General features: G+C 41.7%; 1 protein-coding gene and 1 pseudogene. Both read left to right on the plus strand.

What is annotated here, in order from left to right; all coding sequences use genetic code 11:
• Nucleotides 1-82 precede the first annotated feature (82 nt).
• Nucleotides 83-565, plus strand: a pseudogene (locus R8N28_RS23825) (MBL fold metallo-hydrolase RNA specificity domain-containing protein); the annotation flags it as partial.
• A gap of 239 nt (nt 566-804) precedes the next feature.
• Entirely contained in the window at nt 805-1,812 is a 1,008-nt protein-coding gene (locus R8N28_RS23830; protein WP_213971420.1) for a sugar transferase, read from the plus strand.
• The last annotated feature ends 182 nt before the right edge of the window (nt 1,813-1,994 follow it).

A 1,994-nucleotide genomic window follows, 5' to 3' on the forward strand; every position in this document is an offset into this window, starting at 1 on the left:
CTGAAACTCAGTATATTGTATAAAAGTCGCTCAACTTTAGGAGGTTTGGTTTCTCGTCTGAATTACGCAACAAAGCCGAGCAGAAGCGAAAGAGCGGCTCGAGCATCACCGACATCCTCTTGCATTTAATCAATGTATTATGGTCGAAAGCCACACTGACCATTTAAAGCTCGTGAATCGACTCGCGAGCACAGCAGAAGCTGCTATCGTAGTTGCGGCCTCAGGAATGTGTGAAGGTGGACGAGTCGTCAATTATTTGGAAGCTTTACTGCCTGATGAAAGAAATGATGTGCTATTTGCCGGCTATCAAGCGGAAGGGACTTTAGGTCGGCGTATCCAAGATGAAGCAAAAAGTGTATTGATTGAAGGTAAACGCGTAAAAATGAAAGCTCAAATTCATACGATGTCAGGCTACTCTGCACATACCGATATGAACGACTTAATACAATTTGTAACTGCCATTCCCACTCCTCCTAAGGAGGTTCACCTTATACATGGTGAGGAAGATTCGAAAAAAGCACTTTATCAACAACTAATCAACCTCGGATATAACTGCGTATTATAGTGAATTAGATAATTATTTAATTTCGAGACAACATAATATATCGCAAACATAGTTTGTCGAATTCATTGATATAGTTACGTCAAGATTCAAAAACAAGCCATAAGTAAGGACTCAGGTTCAAGAAAATTCTCAAAGTTACAAGCATGTTCTGGATTAAGGGATATAATTTCTATACGAATTAAATTATAATCGCCGACTTGTAAGCAATTGGCTAGCCGAAAACAACTTATTCCATTCCTATGACAGACAGTATGAGCGACACGCTTCAAGAACGAGAAGCAACTGAATTAGCTAAGAATAATTCTATCAGCATAACATCAACATTGGACGAGTTATCAGCAAGCGAAACCGATGCTTGTATTTATATCTACTGTCCAAAAGAAGACGAAACAAAGATTGCTCAGGTACTTAAGAGACATCCTGAGATTAACGCTCAAGTTAATAACTATGCCCTTAGGGATTTCAAGAGTAAAACGCTTTGCCACTTCAAAAGCTCACACCTAAACCCTGAGCAGCAAGCGTTTCTTGTAGCTGCAACAGAACTAGGGGCTTGGGTTGAGCCTTTAGTGAGCTACTTTGATCGTTCACTTGGCTACACTGAAACTGAGCTCTTGCATAGCGGCTACTTCTTACACCAAAAAGCTTTTTCTATCCTCTCTAATCGTAAGAACAGCTGGCAAAAGCGCTTCATCGATCTATTGTTTGTATTCATGCTTGCATGGGTTGCTATTCCTGTAGGGCTTATTACAGCTCTGCTCATTAAGCTTGAGTCACCAGGCCCGGTATTCTTTAAGCAGCGTCGTACTGGCCAATATAATGAAGAGTTTGAAGTGATTAAGTTTCGCTCGATGCGAAACGATGCGGAAAAGAATGGTGCCCAATGGGCAACTAAAAATGACGCGCGCGTAACGAAAGTCGGCTGTTTTATTCGTAAGACTCGCATAGATGAGCTCCCTCAGTTAATCAATGTACTAAAGGGAGAGATGTCGATGGTTGGCCCACGCCCAGAACGCGAGGTGTTCATCTCTGAATTGGAAAAAGCCATTCCTTACTATCGATTTCGTCACGCCGTTAAACCTGGGGTAACTGGCCTAGCCCAAGTAAAGTACCCTTACGGCGCATCGGTAGAAGATGCTATTTGGAAGCATAAGTACGATATTTACTACATCAAACATCAAAACTGGAAAATGGAAGTGAAGATTCTGTTTCTTACGATAAAAACAGTTTTATTTGGCATGGGGCGTTAAGCTACTTATTAGTAACCGTTCACCAGCAACGCATTGACACAAAAAACGTGACCATTCGCACTGGATCCCACTTTGCCTATTGAATGATCATTCCTAGCGTTCATGCCAGGGAAAATTCATGAACATTCCCGTCCTACAAGGGCTGTCAAAACCTTATAAAGGTACTCCGGTTCCATCGCACA

The sequence above is a fragment of the Vibrio sp. Vb1554 genome, from assembly GCF_033344235.1.